We start from the raw sequence: 21,692 nt of genomic DNA, 5'->3' as shown, positions 1-21,692 counted from the left end.
GGATGGCGCGGCGGCCATCATCCGTGTGTCTCCGTGTGAATCCGTGGACCTTGGCGCCGCTTCGCGGCTTCGCAGGACCGGATGCCGGCGACCGCCACCTCGTGGCCCATTTCAGTGGCGCGGACGCGTGTCCGCGGGCGAAGGGGCGCGGGTCCGCTAACCCAGCAGCCGCCGCACCAGCGGCCGGGCCACGGCCGCGGCGACCACCAGCGGGCCCGCGAGCCAGGCGCCCAGCCGCTGGCCCGGCCCCCCGGCGCGCTTGCGGAAGTAGCGGGCCAGGCCCACGCCCTTGTGGAACTCGACCTTCAGCGGGCTGGTCTGGCTGGTCCCGCCGATATGGATCACCTCGGCCCTGGGATGGAACAGCACCCGGCCGCCCGCGGCGCGCACGCGCCAGCACAGGTCCACGTCCTCGACGTGCAGGAAGTAGCCCTCGTCGAACCCTCGGAGAAAATTGAAGTCCTCGCGCCGCATGCAGAAGCAGGCGCCCGAGATGGTGGGCGTCTCCACCGCCGTCTCGGGCAGAGCCTCGCCCTCCCAGTGGACCTCGAAACGCCTGAGCGCCGGGGCCTTCGCCAGGCCGCTCATCGAGAGCAGGGCGCTGACCGCGGTGATGTCGCCCCGCCGCGCGCCGCGCTGTTCGGTGCGGTCGGGGTTGAGGATGCGGCCGCCGACCAGGCTGGGGACGGGCTGGCCGGCGATCTCCCGCACCAGGGCCGCCACGCATCCCGGCTGGAGGAAGGCGTCGGGATTCAGGAACACCAGGTGGTCGCCCCCGGCCCTCCGCGCCCCCAGGTTCGCCCCCCGCGCGAAGCCCACGTTGCCCTGGCCGCTCACCAGCGTGACGCGCGCGTCCTGCCCGGAAAGCGCCCGCAGCCGCTCGGCCTGGGCGGGCGTGGAGCCGTTGTCCACGATCACCAGTTCGTCCACCAGCGGATCGGCCAGGACGCAGGGCAGGCTCCGGCCCAGAGCCTCGCCGGTCATGTAGACCACCATCACCACCGAGACGCCGCGGCGGGCCCTCAGGACGTCCCGGTGGACGTCCCGGCCCGGCGCCGCGTCCACGGCGACGATGGGCGCGGCGATACGGTTCATCAGGCCTCCGACCCCCGCCGGCGAATGTCCGGCGGTTGGGCCTCGGTGGCAAGCGCGTTCGCCGCCTCGTCCAGGGTCAGGATCTGCTGGCCGTCGGATCCGAGGCGCCGCAGGGCCACCTTGCCCTCCTCGGCCTCACGGCGGCCAACCACGGCGATCACGGGCGTCTTGGCCAGGCTGTGCTCGCGGATCTTGTAGTTGATCTTCTCGTTGCGCAGGTCGGTCTCCACCCGCAGGCCCGCGGCGCGCAGTTGCGCGGCCGCCTTCAGCGCGAAGTCGTCGGCGTCGGAGGTGATCGTCGCCACCACCACCTGTGCCGGGGCCAGCCAGAGCGGGAAGGCGCCGGCGTAGTTCTCGATCATCACGCCGATGAACCGCTCCATCGAGCCGCAGATCGCCCGGTGCAGCATCACGGGCCGCTGCTTCGAGCCGTCCTCGGCCACATACTCGGCGTCGAGACGCTCGGGCAGGACATAGTCGAGCTGCAGCGTTCCGCACTGCCACGTACGGCCGATGGCGTCCTTCAGGTGGAACTCCAGCTTGGGACCGTAGAAGGCGCCCTCGCCCGGCAGCATTTCGACCTGTTCGATCCCCGCGTTGAGCGCAGCCCGCTCCAGCTTGCCCTCGGCCACGTCCCAAATCTCGTCCGTGCCGAAGCGCTCATCCGGACGGAGCGCCAGCTTCACCGCATGCAGCTCCAGCCCGCAGTCGCGGTAGACGCTCTCCAGCAGGCGGATGAACTTCGTCGACTCTTCCTCGATCTGGTCTTCGCGGCAGAAGATGTGGGCGTCGTCCTGCGTGAAGGCCCGCACCCGGAAGATGCCGTGCAGGGCGCCTGACGGCTCATACCGGTGGCAGGCGCCGAACTCGGCCATGCGCAGCGGCAGGTCGCGATAGCTTTTCTGGCCGTGGTTGAAGATCTGCACATGGCCGGGGCAGTTCATCGGCTTGACGGCCAGGGCCTCGCCCTCCTCCGTCTCGCACGTGAACATGTTCTTCCCGAACTTCTGCCAGTGCCCGGACTTCTCCCAGAGCGCCCGGTCCATGATCTGAGGCGCCTTCACCTCCACATAGCCGTCGTCGTCCAGCCGGCGGCGCATGTAGTCTTCGACCGAGCGGTAGAGCGTCCAGCCCTTGGGGTGCCAGAAGATCATCCCCTTGGCCTCTTCCTGCATGTGGAAGAGGTCCATGGCCCGGCCGATCTTGCGGTGGTCGCGCTTCTCGGCCTCCTCCAGGCGCAGGATGTAGGCCTCGAGATCGGCTTCCGAGGCCCAGGCCGTGCCGTAGATGCGCTGGAGCATCGGGTTGCGGTGGTCGCCGCGCCAGTAGGCGCCGGCCAGCTTCGTCAGCTTGAAGGCCTTGCCCGCCGCCTTCGTGGAGGGCAGATGCGGGCCGCGGCACAGGTCCTTCCAGTCCCCTTGGCGATAGACGCTGACCGGCTCGCCGGCCGGGATGCCTTCGATGATCTGCGCCTTGTACTCCTCGCCGATCCCGCGGAAGTGGGCGATGGCCTCGTCGCGGTCCCAGACCTCGCGCACGATCGGTTCGTCGCGGTCGACGATCTGTTTCATGCGGTCTTCGATCTTCGCCAGGTCGTCCAGGCTGAACGGCTCCTCGCGGGCGAAGTCGTAGTAGAAGCCGTCCTCGATGGCCGGGCCGATCGTGACCTGGGTGCCGGGGAACAGTTCCTGCACCGCCTCGGCCAGGATGTGGCTCACGTCGTGGCGGATCGTCTCCAGGGCGTCGGGGGCGTTGCGGTCGAGGATCTCGAACCGCCCGCCCTTCTCCAGCGGCCGGTCCACGTCCAGCAATTCACCGTCCAGCTTGATCAGCACGGCGCGCTTGGCCAGCGAGGGGGCGATCGAGGCCGCCACCTGCTTGCCCGTCGTCCCGGGCTCGTACGCGCGTTTGGAGCCGTCGGGAAAAATCAGGTCGATCATGTTTCACACGTCCAGTTGCGCGAGGCCTCTCCGGCCTTGTCGCGCGGCGTTGTCCCACGTGGCGGCGGCGGCGGGTCCCAGCCCGCGCCGCCCCAGGGATGGCATCGACACAGCCGCCGCACCGTCAGCCAGGAGCCACGGACGGGACCATGTCCGATCAGGGCCTGGGCGGCGTACTCCGAGCAGGTCGGAGAGAACCGGCACGACGGCCCGATCAGCGGCGAAAGCGTCAGCTTGTAGGCGCGCAAGACGCCCCTGACGCACCTCTCGTAGAAGCTCATGCCGGCCAGCGGTTGGTGGGTCGAGCCCGTGCCTTAAGGCCGGACTCCGAGAGGTTCAAGCCGCGCCGGCGGTCGTAGTTCGCGCACGCGCCGCCGACGCGGACGCGCGCGTCCGGCGGAAACGGTCGGAAATGTCCGTCAGGCGAACCATGCGCGTCAGGTATCACAGGGCGGCGACGGGCGAAACCTCCGCGTCGTCCGCCCGGCCTCACCCCATCGGCAGTTCGCGGATCTCCACCGTGCCGCCGGCCTCGAAAACCGGGTTGCCCGTGAGCAGGGCCCGGGCCTCGGCCAGATCCCGGGCCGTCACCCGGATGAAACCCGAGATGTGCGCGATGGGTTCGGGGGCGCGGCCCATCTTCCGCACGCATTCGCCCCTGCCGATCGAGCTGCCGCCCTGGAACACCCCGGCTTCGCGCAACCGCGAAAGGTAGGGGTCCCAGTCCAGGCCGCCGTCGCCCGAGGCGTCGTCGTGGTGCAGGAAGATGAAGTCCGGCATCAGGTCCTCCCTCAGGTCCTCTGGAGGCCCTTGCGGGCCATGGCGTTGGCCGCCGCCTCGGCCGCCGCCTCGAAGGCGAGCAGGGTCGAGGTGTGGCGGGCTGGATAGTCCTTCACCGGCTCCAGCAGGGCCAGGTCGCCGAACCGGCCTTCGGGAGCCGTCCCGCCGGACTTCAGCATCGCCCGGAAAGCGTCCCGCGCGGCTTCCAGTTCCGCGAGGCTCGCGCCGATCACGTTCGCGCCCAGCACCGACGCCGCCGCCTGGCCGAGGGCGCAGGCCTTCACGTCCTGGGCGAAGTCGGCCACCCGGTCGCCGTCGACCGTCACGTCCACCACCACCCGGCTGCCACACAGCTTCGAGACTTTCTCCGAGGTGGCGTCCGGCGCGGCCAGCCGTCCGGCCCTCGGCAGCTCGGCGGCCAGCCGTAGCACCTTCGCCGAATAGAGATCGTCGATCATGCCCCTAGGTCGTCATCGGCGGCGGGGTTGTCAAATGGACAAGCCTCGGGCGGACGACCTCTCCGAGGGATCGGGGAACCACGAAAAGCACGAAAGGACACGAAAGGTGGCCAGCCCGGCCGCGAAGCGGCGTCTGGAATCCTGATCTCGCCGGATTGCCCGCAAGGCGGGCGGCCGCACGACGCCTTTCGTGTCCTTTCGTGCTTTTCGTGGTTGATCAGATCGGCGCCGACGCGCCTCAGGGCCTCACCATCATCCGCTCCATCCCGCGGAAGAACGGCAGCTTGCGCCACTCCGGGGTGGCGTTCGGCTCGGCCAGCTTCAGGTCGGGGAACCGCTCGAACAGCCTCACCAGCGCCACCTGGGCCTCCAGCCGGGCCAGGGGCGCGCCGATGCAGATGTGCGCGCCCCCGCCGAAGGCTACGTGCGGCCTGTGCTTGCGGCTCACGTCGAAGCGGTGCGGGTCCTCGAAGACGTCGGGGTCGCGATTGGCCGCGCGCAGCACCACCGTCATCGCCTGGCCCGCGTGGAGCGGGCAGCCGCCCGCCTCCATGTCGCCCGAGGCGATCCGGCCGGTGATGTCCACCGGCGGGTCGTAGCGCAGCACCTCCTCGACCACCGAATTGATGATTCCGGGATCGGCCTTGAGCTTGGCCAGCTCGCCGGGATTCTGGATCAGCAGGCGCACGGCGTTCCCGATCAGGTCCGTGGTGGTCAGGTTGCCGCCCACCAGCAACGCCTGGAGGTTGATGCGCAGCTCGTCGTCCGACAGGTCGGCGCCGCCGGCCTGGAGCTCCACCATGTCGCTGATCAGGTCGTCGCGGGGCGCGCCCCGCCGCTCGCTCATGGCCTGGGTGAAATAGGCGTTCAACGCCTCGCTGGCCGCCATCATGGCCGTGGTCTGCTCGGGCGTGCGGAACGGGTTCAACCCCTGGATCACGCCTTCCGACCATTCGCGGAAGTCCGCCAGCCGATCGTGGTCCACGCCCAGGATCGAGGCGATCACGTCGATCGGGATCGGCACGCAGAACCGCGCCATCAGGTCGAACTCGTCTTCACCGGCCACCGCGTCCAGCGCTCCGGCGATGATCCGCTCGACCTCGGGCTTGAACCGGGCCACCCGGGCATACAGCGCCTGGGCCAGGGGCTGGCGTACGCGGCCGTGGTCCGGATCGTCCAGCATCAGGATGCTGGTGGTGCTGGTGCGGGGCAGGGAGGTGTCCAGCTCGGTTACGAACCGCCGCTGCATCACCGCGCCTTCCTCGGCGCGGATCGGGTCGCGCCAGAGGCCGCGGTCGTTCACCACCGCCCGCACGTCGGCGTATCGGGTCAGCACTAGGCTGCCCGACACCGGGTCGCGATGCGCCGGACAGCGGGCGCGCAGGTCGTCCAGCATCGTGTGCGGGTCGACCCGGTAGGTCTCGTTCAGCGGCGTCAGCTCGAAGATCGACGGCAGGGGGCGTTCGGTCATGGCCGGTCTCCTCGCGCGGCGCCAGCCGGAAGGTGACGCCGGCGTCAGTTTCCGTCCGAACACCCGGCGCGGCAAGAGACGTTCGGGCGAGACGGAGTCACGTTCCCATCATCCGAGGGCGCGCCAGCGCCAGCAGGATCGGACCACGAAAAACACGAAAGGACACGAAAGCGACGGAGTTCTCCCAGCGCCTCGGCCCGCCGGAAGCCCCTTTTTCGTGTCCTTTCGTGTTTTTCGTGGTTCCGAATGACAACGCCTGCGGCGCGTGCAGGGCTGGCTCTACTGCCGCGCCATCTCGGCCTCGCCCACCGCCTCGCCGTCCAGCGCCTGGTCGTCGTCCATGGTCACGGTGACCCGCTTCAGCTCGCCGGTGAAGGCGAACGGCGCGTCGTAGCCGGCTACCGGGCTGCCGCGGTCCAGGCCGATATCCAGGCCCGACCACGAGATCAGGGTGACGAAGCCGTTCGTCGCCAGGCCCTGCCCCGCCGGCTCGCCGTCGATGATCAGGGTGAAGGTTCGGTTCAGGCCTTCCCCGGTCTGCCGCGAGACCACGCCCAACCGCCGCGCCGTCGCCGGCACGGGCCGGTCCGAGCTCACCGTCGCCTTCTGGCCGCCGATGTTCAGGGTGTGATGCAGCCGCCCGTCCTTGAGGTAGAGGCTGTAGCCGCTGGTGGCGTCGCCGTGGGCCAGCAGCACGCCCTGGTCGCCGCCGCTCAGAACCACCTCGGCCTCGATGCGATAGGTGCGCGCCCGCACGTCCGGCGCCACGTCGGTCGGGATATGGCCCATGCCCTTGTGGAACACGAACCGTCGCCGCGCGCCGTGGAACCGGGCCGAGTTCTCGGCGAACCGCGGCCCGAACCGGTCGTCCAGCGGCAGCACCTTGTGGGTCTCAGCGATGGCCCACCATTCGTCGATCATGGCCTGCAGCTTCCCGGGCTCGCGCCCGGCGAAGTCGTCGGTCTCGGCCACGTCCCGGTCCAGGTGGAACAGCTCCCACCGGTCGGCCTCGAAGGGCGTTCCCGGCGGATGGAACGCCACGGCCTTCCAGCCGTCCTTCCAGAGGCCGCGATGGCCGAACATCTCGAAGTACTGCGCCTTCGCCCGCGCCGGCGCATCGGGGGCCTTCAGCACCGCGGCGAAGCTCTCGCCCTCCAGCGGCGCCTGTTTCACCCCCGCCACCTCGGCGGGCGGCTCGATCCCGATCAGCTCCAGCAGGGTGGGGACTACGTCGCAGGCGTGGGCGAAACGGCGACGCACCTCCCCCCGGGCCCGAAGCCCGTTGGGCCACGACACCACCAGCGGGTCGCGGATGCCGCCGCCGTGGGTGTTCTGCTTGTAGCGGCGCAGGGGCGTGTTCGACGCCATCGCCCAGCCCCAGGGGAAGTTCGAGTGGGTGTCCGGGCCGCCGATGTCGTCGATCCGCGCGATCTTCTCCTCCATCGGCTCGCCGCGGAAGTTGAACGGCCCCATCGCGTTGACGAAGCCCATCGGGCCGCCCTCCTGGCTGGCGCCGTTGTCGCTCATCACCAGGATCAGCGTGTCGTCGCGCACGCCCGCGCGCTCCAGGAAGTCCACCAGCCGGCCCAGGTGCCGGTCGGTGTGGTCCAGCATGGCCGCGAACGCGCTCTGGAGGCGGGTGAACACCCGCCGCTCGTCCTCGGTGTGCTCGTCCCAGGCCTTCACGCCGTCGTTGCGCGGCGGCAGCGTCGTGTCCGCCGGGACGATCCCCATGGCCTTCTGGCGTTCCAGCCGCTGTTCGCGCTCCACGTCCCAGCCGTGGGCGAACACCTCGTCGTAGCTCCGGATCAGGTCGCCGGGGGCCTGGTGCGGCGCGTGGCAGGCGCCGGGCGCGAGCCACAGCAGCCACGGCGTGTCGGGCGAATCGGCCATGTGATCGGCCAGGTAGCGGATCGACTGGTCCACCAGGTCCTCGGTCAGGTGGTAGCCGGTCTCGTAGGTCCCGGGCGGCGCGATCGGCGTGTTGTCGCGCACCAGCTCGGGCGCGTACTGGTCGGTCTCGGCGTCCATGAAGCCGTAGAAGCGGTCGAACCCACGGCCCAGCGGCCAGCCGTCGAACGGCCCCGACGGCCCGGTCTCGGTCAGGTTCGTCACATGCCACTTGCCCAGCATGTAGTTCCGGTAGCCGTGGGGCCGCAGCATCTCGGGCAGCGTCCCGGCCTCCTTGGCGATCTTGCCGCGATAGCCGGGGTAGCCGCTGTCGAAGTTGGCGAGGCAGCCGACGCCCACCGAATGGTGGTTCCGGCCGGTCAGCAGGGCCGCGCGAGTCGTCGAGCACATGGCCGTGGTGTGGAAGCCCGCCATCCGCACGCCCTGGCCGGCCAGCCGGTCGATCACCGGCGTGCGGATGGCCGAGCCGAAGCAGCCGAAGTCCGAGAAACCCACATCGTCGAACAGCACCACCAGGACGTTGGGCGCGCGCCCCGTCGGCCCTTGGGGCGGCTTGGGGGGCTCGGGCCACCAGGGCGTCGACTCCGCCACCGTCCGCCCGATCTTCGCCGCCATCGACGCCTCCCCCTGTCATCGTTCGTGAGGGCGCACCTTGGCCGAGAGGGGCGCGAAGGCCAAGCGGGCGGGGCCATCCCACGTCATCCCCGGACGAGCGTGGGGATGACGAGCCCAGGATGGGGGCGACCGTCCTACCCCCGCGCGCGCCAGATCGTCTCGGCGCGGTCCTTCAGCGCCTCGTTCATGGCCATGAAGCCCCGGCGCACCAGCCCCCGCACCCGCCGGCCGAGGGAGGGACCCATGAGCCCGCCGAAGATCTCGCCGTTGTCCACGATGCAGCCCGCTTCGTGCAGCGCCTGGATCTCGATGTAGCGCGTCGTGCGGATCAGCCCGCCCATCATGGTCAGGCGCCAGTGGAGCTGCTCGTTCGGGACCCATTCGAGCACCCGCGGCTTCAGCGGCTGGTGCGGCTGGTCCGGCAGCGCCAGGGTCAGGTCCAGCGTCTCGCCGATGCGGATCACGCCCGAGGCGCTGGGATAGGTCGGGTTCCATTCCGCCCAGCGGTCGAGGTCGTGGACCACCTCCCAGATCACCTCGGCCGGCGCCTGGACGCCGATCCGATGCTCCACGCGCACGCCGGACGGGCCCTTGGGCGGCGGCGGCTTGCCCTCGGTCTTCAGGGACATCGTCTTCGGCCCCATCGATCCGCGCCGGCCCAGCGGGCCGGACATGAGGTCGGGGGCGTTCCTGAGCGCCATCAGGCCTGCTCCTTGATCCGCCAGGTCGCGCCGGCCGGGCCGTCCATCACCTCGACGTTCAGCGCCGCCAGTTCGCCCCGTATACGGTCGGCTTCGGGCCAGTTCCTGGCGGCCCGCGCGGCCTGCCGCTCGGCGATCAGCCCCTCGACCCGGGTCTTCAGGCCGTCGTCGGCGCCGCTCTGGAACCAGCCCTGCGGATCGGCGTCCAGGAAGCCCATGAGCCGGCCCGCGTCCAGCAGCAGCCCGCGGCCGCCGGCGACGCGCGCCGCATCCCTCGCCATGATCGCCGCCCGCACCTTGTCGGCCAGGGCGAACAGGGCGGCGAAGGCGGCCGGCGTGTTCAGGTCGTCGTGCAGCGCGCGCGCCACGTCGGCGTGTTCGGACGCTCCCTCCGGGGACTGCGCCCCATCCGGCGCGGGCGTTCCGGCCAGGAACCGCCCGGCGTCGTCCAGCACGCGGTAGAGGCGGTCCAGCGCGCTCTTGGCCTGTTCCAGCAGCGTGTCGTTCCATTCCAGCGGCTGGCGGTAGTGGCCCGAAAGAAGCGCCCAGCGCAGCACCTCGCCCGGCCAGGTCTTCAAGAGGTCGTGCGCCAGGGCCACGTTGCCCACGCTCTTGCTCATCTTCTCCTCGGCCATGTTGAGGAAGCCGTTGTGGAGCCACCAGCCGGCGTATTCGTGGCCGTGCCCCGAGCATACGCCCTGGGCCAGCTCGTTCTCATGGTGGGGGAACACCAGGTCGATGCCGCCGCCGTGGATGTCGATCGGCAGGCCCAGCGCCGCCTCGATCATGGCGGTGCACTCGATGTGCCAGCCGGGACGGCCGGCGCCCCAGGGGCTCGTCCACTGGGGCTCGCCGGGCTTGGACGGCTTCCACAGCACGAAGTCGGCCGGGTGGCGCTTGTAGGGCGCCACGTCGACGCGGGCGCCGGCGATCATCTCGTCCATCGGCCGGCCCGACAGCTTCCCGTAGTCGGGGAACGCCTGGGTGTCGAACAGCACATGGCCCTCGGCGGCGTAGGCGGCGCCCTGGCCCACCAGGTCGCCGATCATCTTCACGATGGCGTCCATCGTTTCGGTGACCCTCGGCTGGAACGTGGGCCGCAGGGCGCCCAGCGCCCCGGCGTCGGCGTTGTAGGCGTCGAGGTAGCGGTTGGTGATGACGTCGATCCCCACGCCTTCCTCCGCGGCCTTCCGGTTGATCTTGTCGTCCACGTCCGTGACGTTGGCCGCATAGAGCACGGCGTCCTCGCCATGGAGGTCGCGCAGCACCCGGAACAGCAGGTCGAACACCACCACCGGCCGGAAGTTGCCGATGTGAGCGTAGTTGTAGACCGTCGGCCCGCACACATACATCGTCACCCGGCCGGGATCCTTGGGGACGAAGGCCCGCTTGGCGCGGGTCATGGTGTCATAGAGGTTGAGGGTCATGGCTCACGGTAACGCTGCGGAACGGTTGCCCCCTTGGGGGTCGGCCCCATATACAGGCCGTCCGGATCGGAAGCCACGGCGCCTCGGATCCGACGTAAGGGGTGGCCACGCGTCATTTCCGGGACCGTCGTCCCGGCGCAACTCAGCCCTGGAAAGAACACGCTCTCCCATGGATGCACCAGCCCGCGACCGAACCCTGATCGGGTCCGAGGACGGAACCCTTGAGCCCGTCAAGCGCCCCTCCCGCGAAGAAGCGATGGAAGCGGTGCGCACCCTGATCGCCTGGGCCGGCGACGACCCGCGCCGCGAGGGCGTGATCGACACCCCCAAGCGCGTGGTCGACGCCTACGCCGAGTGGTTCGAGGGCTACAAGCTCGACCCGTCCAAGGAGCTGTCGCGCACCTTCGAGGACGTCCAGGGCTACGACGACATCGTCATGCTCCGCGACATCGAGGTCGAGAGCCACTGCGAGCACCACATGGCCCCGTTCCTGGGCAAGGCCTACGTCGCCTACATGCCGACGAACCGGGTGGTGGGCATCTCCAAGCTGGCCAAGGTGGTCGAGATCTTCGCCCGCCGGCTCCAGACCCAGGAGACCATGACCCAGCAGATCGCCGACGCCATCACCGACAGCCTGCGCCCCGCCGGCGTCGCCGTCCTGATCGACGCGGCGCACCAGTGCATGACCACCCGCGGCGTGCACCACCGCCATGTCAGTACGATCACCACCCAGTTCACGGGCGTCTTCAAGACCGATCCGACGCTGCGCCAGCGCTTCCTGGACTTCGTGAACCGGTAGCGGTCACCGTGCGGGCGCCGGGCTCCGGCGCTCGCACAGGGCCACTTCAGCACAAGCCCGATAGCTCCGGCACAGGCCGCTCACGAAAGAAGAGAACTGCCCTTCCTCGATCAGGACATGCATCGCCACCGCGTTCCCGCAGCCGGAATCGAAGCCATGCTCCGGGCATCTGGTTCGCCACCCGGTTTCCATGCGACGCCGCGCCTCGCCGCTGATCGGGTAGAGCAGCAGTTCCTCCTGCAGAATCGACGGAGCAAGCCACTCCAGCCGCTTCATTGGGCACTGCGCCTTCAGCGTTGCATAGTAGGTCTCGTAGGGTTGCGTCTCACCCCATGGGATCAGCGTGGTGGCGGTTGCCAAGATCGCAAGGAGCTTCATCCGGCCATGTCCTCTGGCTAGCGCACTGCCACGTTATCACGAGGCGCGTTCCACGCCGTCACTGTCCGGTATCCTCGAATAGCTGGTCGTCCAGGCCTCGTCGCCCGGCGCTCGCGGGCGATGCAGGAGACTCACCAGCACGAAGCTGAGCAGCATCAGCAGATACCACGCCCCCAGCTTGCCCAGGCCCACGGGGCGCCAGCCGCCGGCCTGGTCGGGGTAGGTCCAGGCGGCGGTGAAGGTGCCGACGTTCTCGGCGATCCAGATGAACAGGGCCACCAGCACGAAGCCCAGCAGCAGCGGCATCCGTCGCGGCCTCCGGCCCGGCGTGAACACCACCCAGGTCCGCGAGAACATCATCAGCGACAGCCCGAACAGCGCGATCCGCACGTCGACGACGTAGTGGTGGGTGAAGAAGTTCACATAGGCGGCCAGCGCCAGCAGCCAGGGCGCCCACAGCGGCGGATAGCCGGGGAAGCGGAAGTCCATCAGCCGCCAGATGCGGGCGATGTACGAGCCGATGGCCGCATACATGAAACCCGAGAACAGCGGGACGCCGCCGATCCGCAGCAGGCTGTCCTCGGGATAGATCCACGAGCCCTGCGCGGTCTTGAACACCTCCATCGCCGTGCCCACGACGTGGAACACCAGGATGACCAGCGCCTCGCGCCGCGTCTCCAGGCCCGTCGCCAGCAGCCCCGCCTGCACGGCCACGGCGAAGATCACCAGGGCGTCGTAGCGCGCGAGCGGCGCACCGCCGGGCCACCAGAGGTGCGTCGCGATCAGCGCGGCCAGCATCAGGCCGCCGAACAGGCAGGCCCAGGCCTGCTTCATTCCGAACAGCACGAACTCGCGGGCGGCGGCGGCCAGGCGGGAGGCGGCGACGGCCTGCACGGCCCCTGACGGTGTGGCGCTCATGCCGTCACCCTGACGCCGACGCGGCCAGGGATGATGCACGGCCGGTGCAGAACAGTCGGGGCTCAGCCAAAGATTCCGAAGATCGGGTCAGCCATCCCGCGGCCGCATTCAGGGGCCAGTCATCCGGGCCATGCGTCCATTCGGCGCGCGGCCCGTCGCATTCCCATTCGCCCGGCCTTGGTATATTGCACCGCAACATGATCCTGCGCCCCGCCCTCGCCGCGATCGCTGCCGCGACCCTGCTTGCGCCCGCGCTGCCGACGCCCGCCGCCGCGCAGGCGATGACGGTGGAGCCCACGGGCCGCATCGAGCTGTCGGACATGATGGGCCGCTGGTACGAGGTCGCCCGCGTCCCCAACCAGCTCCAGAACGGCTGCACCGCAGGCGCCTCGGACTGGACGCCCCAGCCCCAGGGCCAGCCCCAGGGCTTCGCCGTGGTCCAGTCGTGCCGCAAGGGCGGGCCGGACGGGAAGCTCGCGGTCTGGAAGGCGCGCGCCACGGTCGCCGACCCGCGCACCAACGCGAAGATCAAGATGAGCTTCTTCGGCGGGGTGGTGAGCCAGGACTACGTCGTGGTCGAACACCGGCGCGAACAGGGCTGGCTGGTGCTGGCCACCGCCAACGGCAAGTACCTCTGGCTGATGTCGCAGCGCCCCACCCTGCCGTCGGGCGTGAAATCCCAGGCGGTCGCCCGCATCCGCCAGCTCGGCTTCGACGTCGGCCGGCTGGAATTCCCCTCCCCCGGCCGCTTCTGAGCCGCCCGCGGCGCCACAGCCCCCTTGAACTCGGAACGAAGGCGGAACAGGGTGGCGGCATGGACGTCACGATCGTCACCGTCTCCCGGCCCGAGACCACAACCTCGGTCACCCGCGGCGCCGCGCGCCTGCTGACGGCCCTGGGCTATGCGCCGCTGACCGAGGTGACCTTGCCGAACGGCCGCCGCGCCGACCTCATGGCCCTGGGCCCGAAGGGCGAGATCTTCATCGTCGAGGTGAAGTCGGGCGTGGAGGACTTCCGGGTCGACCTGAAGTGGCCCGAGTACCGGCCATACTGCGACGCCTTCGCCTTCGCCGTCGCCCCGGAGTTTCCGCGCGACATCCTGCCCGAGGAGCCGGGCCTGATCGTCGCCGACGGGTTCGGCGGCGCCGTCCTGCGCGAGGCGCCCGCCATTCCGCTGGCCGGCGCCCGCCGCAAGGCCCTGACCCTCGCCTTCGCGCGCCTCGCCGCCCTCCGCGCCGCCGGCGTCGCGGCGACCGCGCTCTAGGCTGGCAGGCGTCTTCAGTCCGAGACGAACGCCTCCGCGGCATAGCCCTGGAAGTGGAGCAGCGCGGTGAGGTCGGCGTGGTCGACCTTGGCGTGGGCCTGGGCCGCCACGACCGGCTTGGCGCGGTAGGCCACGCCCAGGCCGGCCGCCTGGATCATCGCCAGGTCGTTGGCGCCGTCGCCCACGGCCAGCGCCGCCGAGAGCGGGACGCCCAGTTCCGCGGTCAACTCCTCCAGCGCGGCCAGCTTGGCCTCCTTGCCCAGGATCGGGTCGCCCACCTCGCCGGTCAGGCGGCCGTCGGCCTCGATCAGGGTGTTGGCCCGGTTCAGATGGAAGCCCGCCGCCTCGGCCACCCGCGACGTGAAGAAGGTGAAGCCCCCCGAGACCAGGGCGCAGCGGGCGCCATGCGCGGCCATGGTGCGGACCAGGGTGCGGGCGCCGGGATTCAGGCGGACGCGTTCGTCGTACGCCTGTTGCAGGGCCGTCGCGGCCAGCCCCTTCAGCATCCCTACGCGTTCGCGCAGCGCGCCTTCGAAGGCCAGTTCGCCGCGCATGGCGCGCTCGGTGATCGCGCTGATCTCGGCCTTGAGGCCGGCGAAGTCGGCCAGCTCGTCCAGGCACTCCACATTGATGATCGTCGAATCCATGTCGGCGATCAGCAGCCGCTTCCGACGGCCGGCGGCGGGCTGGACACAGGCGTCAACCGGCAGGCCGTCCAGCTCGGTGGCGACGACGGCCTCGACCGCCGCGCGATCCGCGATCAGGGGCAGGTCGAAGGCCCCCTCGCCCAGCGGCCTGGGCGCCTTGACGGCCATGCCCGCGCCTGCGAGCGCTGCTCTGGCGCGATCTGCGGCGGCGGTCGCCGTGGCGGCATCGGGACTGACGAGGGTAAGGACGAGTTCCATGACCGGCCGCATCTGGCTGATCGCCGGACCCACGGCAAGCGGCAAGTCGGCCCTGGCCCTCACCTTGGCGGAAGCCGTCGGCGGCGAGATCGTGAACGCGGACTCCATGCAGCTCTACGCCGGCCTGCGCGTGCTGACCGCCGGGCCTTCGCCCGACGAGACGGCCAAGGCGCCGCATCACCTGTTCGGCGTCGCCGATCCAGCCGACGGCTGGTCGGTGGGACGCTGGCTGCGGGCGGCCCGCACGACGCTGGACGGGATCGCCGGGCGAGGATGCGACGCGGTGGTGGTGGGCGGCACGGGCCTCTACTTCCACGCGCTCACCCGGGGGCTGGCCGGGATTCCCGACGTGCCGGCCTCGGCGCGGCAGGCGGCGGCCGGGGACTACGATACGATGGGCGAGGCCGCCTTCCGCGAGCGGCTGGCCGGCGTCGATCCGGCGGCGGCGGGCCGGATCGCGCCCGGCGACCGCCAGCGGCTGGTGCGCGCGTGGGAGGTCTACGCCGCCACCGGCGCGCCGCTCAGCGACCATCAGGGGCGGGCGGAGGGCCAGCTTCCCGCCGGAAGCTGGCGGGCCGTCGCCATCGACCCCCCGCGGGCGGCGCTCTACGCCCGCTGCGACGCACGGCTCGAGGCGATGGCGGCCGCCGGCGCCCTGGACGAGGTGCGAGCGCTCATGGCGCGGAACCTGGACCCCGACCTGCCCGCGATGAAAGCGGTGGGCGTGCGCGAGTTCGCCGCCTATCTGAGGGGCGAGACGACGCTGGGCCCGGCGCTCGAGGCGGCGCAGCAGGAGACCCGCCGCTACGCCAAGCGCCAGTCGACCTGGATGCGGGGCCGCATGGCGGACTGGCCGCGGCTGACCGGTCTGGACCCCCGCGACCACTGGAGGCAGTTTCTTGCGCTCCACCCCGGCTTGACGCCCTGAGCGGGGCATGCGAAAGCCCGTTCCGATCAACCGCGGGAAATCTCGTGCGCACTATCCTCGTACTCGTTGGGCGACCGTAACGGACTGACTTCCCGTCAGGACCGATCGGTCGCACGTCCCAGGCCCCTCGCGGGCCTTTTTTATTACCCTGTCCACCCTCTGCTTCAGGCTCACCCCATGACCGCCCATCAGACGATCGAAGCCGAAACGACCACGCTCTCGGGCGCCGAGATCGTTGTGCGCGCCCTCATCGACCAGGGCGTCGAGGTGCTGTTCGGCTATCCGGGCGGGGCGGTGCTGCCGATCTACGACGCCCTCTTCGCCGAGCCCCGGCTCCAGCACGTGCTGGTCCGCCACGAGCAGGGCGCGACCCACGCGGCCGAGGGCTATGCCCGCTCCACCGGCAAGTGCGGCGTGGTGCTGGTCACCTCGGGCCCCGGCGCCACCAATGCGGTCACCGGGATCGTGGACGCCCTGATGGACTCCATCCCGATGGTGGTCATCACCGGCCAGGTCGCCACCCACCTGATCGGCACCGACGCCTTCCAGGAATGCGACACCATCGGCATCACCCGGCCCTGCACCAAGCACAACTACCTGGTGAAGGACGTGGCCGACCTGCCGCGGATCATCCACGAGGCGTTCCACATCGCCACCTCGGGCCGACCCGGCCCCGTGGTCATCGACATCCCCAAGGACGTGCAGTTCTCGAAGGGCGCCTATCAGGGCCCGGCCGAAGTGAAGCACGCCCACAACTACGCGCCGAAGGTGAAGGGCGACGCCGGCAAGATCGCCGAGGCCGTCGCCCTGCTGGCGCGGGCCAAGAAGCCGATCCTCTACACCGGGGGCGGCGTCATCAACTCGGGGCCGCGCGCCTCGGACCTGGTCCGCGAGCTGGCGGCCCTCACCGGCGCGCCGGTCACCTCGACCCTGATGGGCCTGGGCGCCTTCCCGGCCTCCAGCCCGCAGTGGCTGGGCATGGTGGGCATGCACGGCAGCTTCGAAGCCAACAACGCCATGCACGACTGCGACGTCATGGTGGCCATCGGCGCGCGCTTCGACGACCGGGTGACCGGCCGGCTGGACGCCTTCGCCCCCACCTCGCGCAAGATCCACATCGACGTGGACGCCAGCTCGATCGGCAAGAACGTGCGCGCCGACGTGGGCATCGTCGGCGATGCGGCCGCCGTCCTCGAGGACCTGATCGCCGCCTGGAAGGGCCGCAACCTGTCGATCGACGCGCCGGCCCTGAAGGACTGGTGGACCCAGATCGACGCCTGGCGGGCGCGCGAGTGCTTCCGCTATCGGCCCGACGCCAAGCTGATCAAGCCGCAGCACGCGGTCCAGCGCCTCTACGAGCTGACCCGGGGCCACGACACCTACATCACCACCGAGGTCGGCCAGCACCAGATGTGGGCGGCCCAGTACTTCCATTTCGACGAGCCGAACCGCTGGATGACCTCGGGCGGGCTGGGCACGATGGGCTACGGCCTGCCGGCGGCGGTGGGCGTGCAGATGGCCCATCCGGACGCGCTGGTCATCGACATCGCGGGCGACGCCAGCGTCCAGATGACGATGCAGGAGATGTCGACGGCCATCCAGTACGGCCTGCCGATCAAGATCTTCATCCTGAACAACGAGTGGATGGGCATGGTCCGCCAGTGGCAGCAGTTGCTGCACGGCGAGCGCTACAGCCACTCGTACTCGGCCTCGCTCCCCGACTTCGTGAAGATGGCCGAGGCGTTCGGCTGCGTCGGCCTGCGCGCCGAGACCCCCGACGAACTGGACGACAGGATCCGCGAGATGATCGCGGTGAAGAAGCCCGTCCTCTTCGACTGCCGGGTGACGAAGGAGGAGAACTGCTTCCCGATGATCCCGTCGGGCAAGGCGCACAACGAGATGATCATGGCCGAGGAGACCCGCGACCTGGGCTCGATCATCGACGACGCCGGCAAGCGGCTGGTGTGATGGCCGCGCATGGCGGCGGCTGCCTCTGCGGGGGCGTGCGCTACGAGGTGGACGGGCCGCTGGCGCCCGTCCAGTTCTGCCACTGCGGCCAGTGCCGCAAGGCGCAGGGCTCGGCCTTCGCCGCCAACATGCCGGTGGCCAGCACGGCGTTCCGGCTGCTCCAGGGCGAGGCGCTGCTGCGCGAGCACCGCGCCTCGCCCGGCAAGCGGCGGGTGTTCTGCGGCGCCTGCGGAAGCCCGATCTTCAGCCAGCGCGACGACACGCCGGGAACGAAGCGCCTGCGCGTCGGCACGCTGGACGGGGACGGCGCCGACCTGACGCACGGCTTCCATATCCAGACGGGGTCGAAAGCCGCCTGGTGGCCGATCCCGGACGGACTGCCCGCCTGGCCCGAGGAAGCGCCGGACTGAGCCTCACCAAGCTGAGCCTGCGCCCCCGGGCGCGACCGATCAGGCGCGACCGATCAGGCGCGACTGAACAGGGCGCCGTGGGCGGCTTCAGGCGGGATATCGTGCGCCAGCCCCTCGATCCGCAGGCCGACGACGCCATAGGCCTTACCCTCGGAGATCCTTATCCCCTGCCCGTCCGGGGCGTCCGCCAGGTAGAGCGCCAGGCGCGTCGCATAGCCCGCGGGATCCGGGTGGGTCAGGTCGAGCGCGGCCACGCGCCGGGCGCCGTTGAGGTGGCGCCGCGCCTCAGGCGGCTGGTCGTCGGCGGGACGATACGTCCCCATCAGGAACGGCAGCTCCAGGTCCGATGGCATCGACAGCCACCAGGCCAGTTCGATCCCGTCCGGTCTCCGGCGCCGCCCCCGGAACGGCCGCGACATCCGAATCCCGGCCTTCCTCAGGTCGGCCCGGCTTGCGCCCAGCTCGAAATCCGGAATCTCCACGGCGTATTCGATGGGCCCCTCACCCGGTGTCGCCCAACGACGGAGCCGCGCGGCGGCGCGAGGGCCCGCCACCAGCGAAACCGCGCCGTCGCGCGCCTTGGACGGCGCCGGCGGGGTGAAGAGCTCGAGGAACGGACCCTCCTCGAAATAGATCAGGGCATTGTGGGCGCGGTCCGGGTCGGCGCCCCAGACGCAGGTGAAGCCCAGGGCGCGATACGTCGCCACCGCCGCGTGCAGGTCGGCGACGCGGATCAGGATGTGAGAAAGCCGGCGCGAGCTCATGTCGCCTCCCTACGGGCCGCGCCGCACTATGCCTGCGAACGACTCGCAGATGCAACGCAGGCCTGAAGGGAGGCGCTATGTCGCCGGCTGGATGGGCGCCGCCACCGGGCAGGTCAGGATGGCGCGCAGGCCGGGCCGGTTGCCCGCGAAAACGAGCTCGCCCTGAAGCTGGCGGACCATGGCGGTCATCATCCGGCTGCCGAAGCCTTCGCCGGGCGCGTGCTTGCCCTGGCCCTGGTCGGCCACCACCACGCGCAGGTTGGCCCGCTGGGCCTCCAGCGTCACCTGGACCGGGCCGGGCGCGCCGCCATAGGCGTACTTGTTGGCGTTGATGACGAGTTCGGTCACCACGAGGCCCAGGGTCACGGCGCGGTCCGTGGGAATCAGGATGGGGCTGGCCTCGACGGTCACGAGCCCCTCCCACTCGCGGCCCAGGGACGCGTTCATGTCGGCCACCAGTTCTTCCAGGTAGCGGCCCAGTTCGATCGTCTCGATCTGATCGGCCCGGTAGAGGCGGCGGTGAACCAGGGCCACGGCCTGCAGGCGGCGGCGAGCCTCGTCGAAGGCCGCGTGGATGCTGGGATCGGCGAGCGAACGCGCCTGAAGCCCCAGGAAGCTGGAGACGAGCTGGAGGCTGTTCTGGATGCGGTGGTTGACCTCCTTGATCAGCAGTTCCTTCTGCTGGAGCAGCCCGTCCTTCTCGCGCACCGCATCGCTCAGGCGGACGTTCAGCTCCTGGAGACGGCGGTGGCTGCGGGCTTCGAGCAGCGTGTCGCGCAGGCGCGCCGCGGCGTCGACTTCAGCCAGGCTCCAGCGCCGCGACCGGCCCTCAACCGTCTCCCGCCAGGCCTCGAACGAGGCGCGCGGCGTCAGGGCCTCGTCCTGATCGAGGGCCACCGCCTTGTGGGGATTGCCGGCCCATTCGACCACCTGGACCTCCTCGGCGCGGAACCAGAGGATGACGAAGGGCTCGTCCGGCGCGACCACCAGCGCCAGGAGGCCGCTGGCCTGGGCCTGAAACGCCCGCGCGGCGGGATAGGCCTCGGGAAGCCGGTCGGTGACGACGGGATGGGGCCCCTGGGCCTCGACCCACCGGACCAGGTCCAGCACCTGGCTCTCGGGCGGATGGGCGCCGTCCATGTGGAGTTCGCCGGCGCGGAAGGCGGCGACGCCGTCGGCGGCGAGCATGCGGCGCAGAGTCGGCGCCGCCTCGGCCAGGTTGCCGTCCAGGCCGCCGTCGCGGGCGAAGCGGGCCGTGACCTCGTCCTCCAGGCCACGCAGGCGCAGGCGTTCGCGATAGCCCTCGGCCTCCTCCATCGCCTTCACCTGCCGCGCGAACCCGCCCGCAAGGGTGCGCGCCGCGGCGCGCACGTCGTACGGCATCAGCTTCGGCTCGCGGTGATGACAGGCGATCAGGCCCCACAGGACGCCGTCCATCACGATCGAGACCGACGCCGAAGCCCCCACCCCCATGTTGCGCAGGTACTGCATGTGGACCGGCGAGACCGAGCGCAGCACGCAGTCGCTCATGTCCAGCGGGACGTCGGCCCACGACGGTTCGAGCGCGGCGGGCGCGTAGCCGACGTCGGGGATCACCCGGACGAGATTGCGGACATAGAGTGCGCGCGCCTGCGCCGGGATGTCCGAGCCCGGGAAGTGATGGTTCAGGAACGAGGGCATACCCTCGGCCACGTCCTCGGCCAGCACCGCGCCGGCGCTGTCGTCCAGGAAGCGGTAGATCATCACCCGGTCGAAGCCGGTGATGCGGCGGAACTCCACGACCGCCCGGTCGCACAGCGCCTTGAGGCTCGCCGCGCGCTCGAAGGCGGCCCCGGCGGCCTCGAGCTGGCCCAGGATGGCGGTGGCCGGCAGCGGCGTCTCGAGGCCGGGCTCGATCTCGACGATCAGCCGGTCGCCATCGACATGGGCCGAGATGTCGAGCGGTGCGCCCGCCATGCCGACATGCCCCGCGTAGCCACCGCTGGCGCTGGACTGGGTGATGCGCGCGATGCGCTGGGCCAGTCCGTCGCCTAGGACCTCGCCCAGCGTGCGGCCGATCCAGGCCTGAACGCCCAGCAGGCCGCGGACGTCGCCGGCGCCGTGGGTGATCTCCTGGGTCGTGCGCCCGGCCACGAGCATGGCGCCGTGCGGCTGGATCGCGCCGGGGACATGGATGGGCTCGCGCGCGCAGGCGTCGTCGTTCCCAGGGTCAGCATTCCGGGCGGCGTCGCCCATGAGCGGGATCGGGTCAGCCAACCGCCGGGACCCCGCAGAGACGCGCCTCGGCCAGGGCAAAGCCCCGGCGCGCGCCGGCGATCAGGGACAAGAGATCGTCTTCACCTACAGCCTGCGCGTCGACGACCGTCAGGAAAGCCTTCCACCGCGGTCCCACCTCGGCGCCATACGGGTCGAGGAAGCCCAGGCCGCTCATGGTCACGCCGGCGCGGACCGCTTCGCGGCGGATCACCTGGCCGCCGAGCGTGGAGCCTTCCAGGACGTACATGAGACCCAGGGCCTCGGGCCGCCCGGCCACCTCGAACGGTTCGGGGACCGGCGCGCATCCGCCCGCGGCGGCCAGGTCGCGGGCCAGCAACCCGCTTCGGCGGCGGGCGGTGAAATCGAGGCCGGGCAGATCGGCCAGCCAGGGGGCCATAGCCGCCTCGGCGTCGAGATGCAGGCCGTAGAATCCTTCGATCAACCCCCGGCGCGCCTCCGGACGGGCGATGCGCCGCAGGATGTCGACCCGACGTTCGAGCCGGTCGTGATCGGCCCGCGTGGCGTCGCGCAGGCGTCGGTGGGCGTCACTGATCATACCGGCTCTGGAGGGGTCCCAGTCTGAATAGGGCGGGAAGGGGCAGGATAGAGTCCCCGCGCGCAGGGTTCGGTCGGAAATCCGACTCAACGCCATTTCGTTCCACAGGGCCATTTCGTTCCATAGGACCGACGCGCGGCCTCGACGG

The 21,692-nt window shown here is 70.6% G+C and carries 21 protein-coding genes; 6 read left to right on the top strand and 15 right to left on the bottom strand.

All coding sequences use genetic code 11. The features are described 5' to 3' along the window. Nucleotides 1-156: 156 nt before the first annotated feature. From WG212_RS09915 to cysS, 9 genes are all read right to left on the bottom strand, one after another. Nucleotides 157-1,095 carry a glycosyltransferase family 2 protein gene (locus WG212_RS09915; protein WP_337186929.1) on the bottom strand — a complete coding sequence of 313 codons (939 nt, stop codon included), beginning with the start codon at nucleotides 1,093-1,095 and terminating at the stop codon, nucleotides 157-159. Next, entirely contained in the window at nucleotides 1,095-3,035 is a 1,941-nt protein-coding gene (gene thrS, locus WG212_RS09910; RefSeq protein WP_337186928.1) for a threonine--tRNA ligase, read from the bottom strand. The genes WG212_RS09915 and thrS overlap by 1 nt, the downstream gene beginning before the upstream one ends. Continuing rightward, entirely contained in the window at nucleotides 3,032-3,316 is a 285-nt protein-coding gene (gene yidD, locus WG212_RS09905) for a membrane protein insertion efficiency factor YidD (protein ID WP_337186927.1), read from the bottom strand. Before yidD ends, thrS begins: the two co-directional genes overlap by 4 nt. A gap of 208 nt (nucleotides 3,317-3,524) precedes the next feature. Next, on the bottom strand, nucleotides 3,525-3,815 hold the full coding sequence (locus tag WG212_RS09900) for a hypothetical protein (RefSeq protein ID WP_337186926.1): 291 nt from the start codon (nucleotides 3,813-3,815) through the stop codon (nucleotides 3,525-3,527). Between the two features lie 11 nt (nucleotides 3,816-3,826). After that, nucleotides 3,827-4,273, bottom strand: a complete 447-nt coding sequence (locus tag WG212_RS09895) for an iron-sulfur cluster assembly scaffold protein (RefSeq protein ID WP_337186925.1) — start codon at nucleotides 4,271-4,273, stop codon at nucleotides 3,827-3,829. Between the two features lie 238 nt (nucleotides 4,274-4,511). Next, a complete protein-coding gene (locus tag WG212_RS09890; protein ID WP_337186924.1) occupies nucleotides 4,512-5,744 on the bottom strand; it encodes a cytochrome P450 in 1,233 nt (410 codons plus the stop codon). A gap of 279 nt (nucleotides 5,745-6,023) precedes the next feature. Then, on the bottom strand, nucleotides 6,024-8,270 hold the full coding sequence (locus WG212_RS09885) for an arylsulfatase (protein WP_337186923.1): 2,247 nt from the start codon (nucleotides 8,268-8,270) through the stop codon (nucleotides 6,024-6,026). A 134-nt stretch (nucleotides 8,271-8,404) separates the two neighbouring features. Further along, the gene (locus tag WG212_RS09880; protein ID WP_337186922.1) at nucleotides 8,405-8,971 is read right to left on the bottom strand and encodes an SRPBCC domain-containing protein; all 567 of its coding nucleotides are present in this window, start codon (nucleotides 8,969-8,971) and stop codon (nucleotides 8,405-8,407) included. After that, on the bottom strand, nucleotides 8,971-10,398 hold the full coding sequence (gene cysS / locus WG212_RS09875; protein WP_337186921.1) for a cysteine--tRNA ligase: 1,428 nt from the start codon (nucleotides 10,396-10,398) through the stop codon (nucleotides 8,971-8,973). Before cysS ends, WG212_RS09880 begins: the two co-directional genes overlap by 1 nt. Before the next feature lie 169 nt (nucleotides 10,399-10,567). Here cysS and folE point away from each other — a divergent pair, with 169 nt between their 5' ends. After that, nucleotides 10,568-11,197: a GTP cyclohydrolase I FolE gene (folE, locus tag WG212_RS09870; RefSeq protein WP_337186920.1), complete on the top strand. Its 630-nt coding sequence runs from the start codon at nucleotides 10,568-10,570 to the stop codon at nucleotides 11,195-11,197. A 3-nt stretch (nucleotides 11,198-11,200) separates the two neighbouring features. Here folE and WG212_RS09865 read toward each other — a convergent pair whose 3' ends face one another. Next, nucleotides 11,201-11,575: a hypothetical protein gene (locus WG212_RS09865; RefSeq protein WP_337186919.1), complete on the bottom strand. Its 375-nt coding sequence runs from the start codon at nucleotides 11,573-11,575 to the stop codon at nucleotides 11,201-11,203. Nucleotides 11,576-11,611: 36 nt separating this feature from the next. After that, nucleotides 11,612-12,493 carry a DUF817 domain-containing protein gene (locus tag WG212_RS09860; RefSeq protein WP_337186918.1) on the bottom strand — a complete coding sequence of 294 codons (882 nt, stop codon included), beginning with the start codon at nucleotides 12,491-12,493 and terminating at the stop codon, nucleotides 11,612-11,614. Between the two features lie 197 nt (nucleotides 12,494-12,690). Here WG212_RS09860 and WG212_RS09855 point away from each other — a divergent pair, with 197 nt between their 5' ends. Together WG212_RS09855 and mmcB are read left to right on the top strand one after the other, a co-directional pair. Further along, nucleotides 12,691-13,248, top strand: a complete 558-nt coding sequence (locus WG212_RS09855; RefSeq protein WP_337186917.1) for a lipocalin family protein — start codon at nucleotides 12,691-12,693, stop codon at nucleotides 13,246-13,248. A gap of 59 nt (nucleotides 13,249-13,307) precedes the next feature. Further along, nucleotides 13,308-13,757 carry a DNA repair putative endonuclease MmcB gene (gene mmcB, locus WG212_RS09850; RefSeq protein ID WP_337186916.1) on the top strand — a complete coding sequence of 150 codons (450 nt, stop codon included), beginning with the start codon at nucleotides 13,308-13,310 and terminating at the stop codon, nucleotides 13,755-13,757. 14 nt (nucleotides 13,758-13,771) lie between these two features. Here the strand turns inward: mmcB and serB are convergent, their stop codons facing one another. Next, complete coding sequence (gene serB / locus WG212_RS09845; RefSeq protein WP_337186915.1) at nucleotides 13,772-14,662, bottom strand: phosphoserine phosphatase SerB; 891 nt, start codon at nucleotides 14,660-14,662, stop codon at nucleotides 13,772-13,774. Here serB and miaA point away from each other — a divergent pair. The 3 genes from miaA to WG212_RS09830 all read left to right on the top strand — a co-directional run bounded on the left by miaA (nucleotide 14,661) and on the right by WG212_RS09830 (nucleotide 17,968). Continuing rightward, nucleotides 14,661-15,590 (top strand): tRNA (adenosine(37)-N6)-dimethylallyltransferase MiaA, encoded by a 930-nt coding sequence (gene miaA, locus WG212_RS09840; RefSeq protein WP_337186914.1) that lies wholly within the window; start codon nucleotides 14,661-14,663, stop codon nucleotides 15,588-15,590. The two genes, serB and miaA, sit on opposite strands and share 2 nt — an antisense overlap. A gap of 177 nt (nucleotides 15,591-15,767) precedes the next feature. Further along, the gene (locus WG212_RS09835) at nucleotides 15,768-17,558 is read left to right on the top strand and encodes an acetolactate synthase 3 large subunit (RefSeq protein WP_337186913.1); all 1,791 of its coding nucleotides are present in this window, start codon (nucleotides 15,768-15,770) and stop codon (nucleotides 17,556-17,558) included. After that, nucleotides 17,558-17,968 (top strand): GFA family protein, encoded by a 411-nt coding sequence (locus WG212_RS09830; protein WP_337186912.1) that lies wholly within the window; start codon nucleotides 17,558-17,560, stop codon nucleotides 17,966-17,968. Before WG212_RS09835 ends, WG212_RS09830 begins: the two co-directional genes overlap by 1 nt. 53 nt (nucleotides 17,969-18,021) lie before the next feature. Here WG212_RS09830 and WG212_RS09825 read toward each other — a convergent pair whose 3' ends face one another. The 3 genes from WG212_RS09825 to WG212_RS09815 all read right to left on the bottom strand — a co-directional run bounded on the left by WG212_RS09825 (nucleotide 18,022) and on the right by WG212_RS09815 (nucleotide 21,544). Further along, on the bottom strand, nucleotides 18,022-18,732 hold the full coding sequence (locus tag WG212_RS09825; protein WP_337186911.1) for a VOC family protein: 711 nt from the start codon (nucleotides 18,730-18,732) through the stop codon (nucleotides 18,022-18,024). 75 nt (nucleotides 18,733-18,807) lie between these two features. After that, nucleotides 18,808-20,988, bottom strand: coding sequence for a histidine kinase dimerization/phosphoacceptor domain -containing protein (locus WG212_RS09820; RefSeq protein WP_337186910.1), 2,181 nt, complete (start codon nucleotides 20,986-20,988; stop codon nucleotides 18,808-18,810). Beyond that, nucleotides 20,981-21,544, bottom strand: a complete 564-nt coding sequence (locus tag WG212_RS09815; RefSeq protein WP_337186909.1) for a biliverdin-producing heme oxygenase — start codon at nucleotides 21,542-21,544, stop codon at nucleotides 20,981-20,983. Before WG212_RS09815 ends, WG212_RS09820 begins: the two co-directional genes overlap by 8 nt. Nucleotides 21,545-21,692 lie beyond the last annotated feature (148 nt).

The organism is Phenylobacterium sp., assembly GCF_037189685.1.
GTDB lineage: Bacteria > Pseudomonadota > Alphaproteobacteria > Caulobacterales > Caulobacteraceae > Phenylobacterium.
The sequence above is the reverse complement of the archived record's forward strand: the minus strand, read 5'-3'. Positions and strand labels throughout refer to the sequence as shown.